This is a genomic window from Foetidibacter luteolus (assembly GCF_009650435.1).
GTDB classification, from domain to species: Bacteria; Bacteroidota; Bacteroidia; order Chitinophagales; family Chitinophagaceae; genus Foetidibacter; species Foetidibacter luteolus.
The window spans coordinates 1-3,070 of the sequence record NZ_VVIP01000018.1 but is presented as its reverse complement, the minus strand read 5'-3'; the positions used below and the strand labels follow the sequence as shown (position 1 = coordinate 3,070).

The window sequence follows — 3,070 nt, the reverse complement described above, 5'->3', positions numbered from 1 at the left end:
GCTTTAAAAGGTTTTTCGAGGGAGCCATCCGCTAATGCGTCCTGTGCGAGCTGTTCAATATCTGAGCTTGCGGACATTAAAATGACGGGGATGTTTTTGGTAAGTGGCTCACTTTTAAATTTCCTGCAGAGTGTTATTCCGTCAATGCCCGGCAGTTGCCTGTCCACAATCAGAAGGTCCGGCATCTCTAATTCATTATCAAGTATCACCGAGCCATTACTATAACCGGTAACTTTATAGCCTTCACTTTCCAGTAAAATGCTCATCGTATCTAATATAAAAGCGTCGTCTTCTATTATTACTATGTGTTTCATGCCGCCTTTGATTTATCAGCCGGTTTTACCGGCAATTCGAAGGAAAATATTGAGCCGATACCCTCTTTGCTTTCTACATATATCTTGCCGCCATGCTGTCTAATGATTTGCGCTGAGATATATAACCCAAGACCTACGCCAGGTATGGAAGACCTTCGCGTACTGTTGACGCGAAAATATCGCTCAAAAATTTTGTGATCAAGACCTTCGGGGATGCCAATGCCAAAATCCTGTACACTCACCCTCACATTTTCGCCTGTTTGTTTTAACGAAACGATGACGGTTTCGGCACCAGGAGAATATTTAACGGCATTGGATACAAAGTTTGCTATCACCTGGCCTATTAATTTGCTGTCAGCCCAGATATTAAAGCTCTTTTCGCCTTCAAATTTGATGTGATGTTGCGGAGACACCCGTTGAACAATTTCTATTTGCTCTTCGATTAAAGCACTGAGGTCAAAAAATTTCATATTCAAAAGAAGCTCGCCTGCTGATAGTTTTGTGGTATCCAGTAAGGTTTTGATCAGTTCAATAAGACGGTCGATTTGACGGTCCATTTTTGTCTGCAACGAGAAGTTAGCTTCGTCCGCCAGACTCTCGAACTTCCGAAGCAGTATTTCTGAATAGGCTTTGATGCTCGTAACCGGCGTTTTCAGCTCATGGCTGGCTACAGCGATAAACTCATCCTTCAACTGTTCCTGAAGCTTGGCCTCGGTAATATCCCGGGCAATAGTGGAAATCCCTATTACTTCGCCTGAAGAATTTCTCACCGGGGACAATGCAATCTGCAGGTCCGCCTGTTTTTGGCTTTTATGAATGCGTACCGTTTAATAAATAGGAACAGCTATTTCGTTTGCGATATCTTTCACCTTTGCAATAAGACCGACGATATCCTGCGGCAACATTACCATCGCCAAAGGTTTACCGATCACTTCGTCGGAGCTGTAGCCATATAGCCGTTCTGCCGCTTTGTTCCAGGTGGTTATCGTCCTATTCATGTCAATAGTCACAATGGAATCCTGGGAAGATTCCACGATTGCGGCAAGAAAATATTTCGCTTCATGATCATTTCGGCCATTCTTATCCCTAAATGCCAGATTTTCATTGTCCATATGTCAACTTTGTTTGCATGAAGAGGACAGCCTCGTTTCAAGCTATTCTCAATAAAGTTACCCTGTTGTCTCAGCTTCCTTTATGCGTTCAAGTGGGTTGAATAGCTTTGAGCGTATGTCTTTCGGAGTTCAGAGTATCGCTTCCTTGCTTTTTAACCTTGTGAATTGGTTCCCAAGTCATCCTCCTCTTTTGAAATCTTCGCTTACTATAGATTTCGATGATCTTTTAATATAAGCCGCAAACAACCAGCCAATAAAAGTTTCAGGTAAAGCCAGCCCTTACAGAGCAAATCAGATAAGCAAACGTGTAAGAAGTCCACGTTTCGCCAGTAATTGACTTATTATTTCCACAGTTTCTTCACGGGTTGGTGGCGAAATAGCCATGCATTGGATGGTGTCGTATTATTAGCTTATTCATACTGTAACCTTGGTCATAGTAAAGGGTATAGATTAAGCAATTCAAATAAAAGAAAAGCAGTCATTGCTCACAAAAACTAAGACCGCCTTAAAAGACAGCCAATCCATTCTTCAATCAAAATGGGGGATACAATGTCCTTTTCTGATTCTATCAAACACCGAATCATCTGCCCGCTTGATATAGTCGTTGATGCATATTGCTTTTACCATCTGATGGCCTCCTGCTACTGATACTCGTCTTGCGAAGTTTTTAGAACTTATTCTTTGAACTTCCGGGACGAGTCAATTTTAGTATTAGAACTCAACTTAAAGGGTGTTTACAAAACACTTGGTAAGATAATTTCTCAAGCAGCATTTCTTCATTTCAAATAAATAGCTCGCTCCGCATCCACGCCAACAAGGGCTAAACGAAAATCCCCCAATGTATACCAGTAAAAATTCAATCAGGCTAATGCAGATCAGGCATTTTTTGCAAAAGAAAAAATTTGATTAATTTGGATTCAAAATAGTTCTTTAAAACCATCAGCCTTCAACTTGGTGCAAATTTGGTGCAAATAAAAAAGACCCGCTTTCGCGAGTCTTTGTAAAACGTTGAAAATCAAGTGCCCAGAACAGGAATCGAACCTGCACTACCTTGCGATAACCAGATTTTGAGTCTGGTTCTTCCGAAAAATTTCTGACACAGAGAAAGTATTATCGTGCGACTATTTTTTTTCTAACAATTTTTGTAATATGTCTATTTTTTCTTTTTCACTCTCAAGCAAGCGTTCATATAGTTTCTTGTTTTCTTCCAAGGCGTCCAGCCATTTTTCTACTGGATTAATATTATAAATTGGGTTGAACGTCATCCCACTTGACTGATCATGATTATTGAATGTATTTGAAACAATATTTATCGCCGCCTCTTCATCAAAATTCTTTATCGCCTCCACCGGCACTTTCAACACTTTAGCCACCTGTTCCAGCAGTTCCTCTTCAATCACATCCTTTTGTTCCAGCAGTGATATTTTCCGCTGATTCCAGTCGTCACCCAGTTCAAGGGCAAGCCCTTCCTGTTTGATGCCGAGCATTTCCCTAAAGCGTTTCACGTTTCTTCCCTGGTGTATTGTCTTTTCCATAACCCTTTGACGTTTACACAAATATAACAAATGATGACCGGTAATATACATGCTAAAATACCGGAACCTGCCGGTAACTTACCCGGGTGCTGTATTGCATAGCTATGAT

The 3,070-nt window shown here is 41.0% G+C and carries 4 protein-coding genes; all 4 read right to left on the bottom strand.

All coding sequences use genetic code 11. The features are described 5' to 3' along the window. A partial coding sequence (locus F0364_RS05660; RefSeq protein ID WP_153796816.1) for a response regulator transcription factor occupies positions 1 to 314 on the bottom strand: 314 nt, incomplete at its 3' end. Beyond that, the gene (locus F0364_RS05655) at positions 311 to 1,084 is read right to left on the bottom strand and encodes a sensor histidine kinase (protein WP_153796248.1); all 774 of its coding nucleotides are present in this window, start codon (positions 1,082 to 1,084) and stop codon (positions 311 to 313) included. The genes F0364_RS05660 and F0364_RS05655, both read right to left, overlap by 4 nt. Positions 1,085 to 1,141: 57 nt before the next feature. Next, positions 1,142 to 1,426 (bottom strand): PAS domain S-box protein, encoded by a 285-nt coding sequence (locus F0364_RS05650; protein ID WP_153796249.1) that lies wholly within the window; start codon positions 1,424 to 1,426, stop codon positions 1,142 to 1,144. A 1,121-nt stretch (positions 1,427 to 2,547) separates the two neighbouring features. Further along, positions 2,548 to 2,961, bottom strand: a complete 414-nt coding sequence (locus F0364_RS05645) for a helix-turn-helix domain-containing protein (protein WP_153796794.1) — start codon at positions 2,959 to 2,961, stop codon at positions 2,548 to 2,550. Between the last annotated feature and the right edge of the window lie 109 nt (positions 2,962 to 3,070).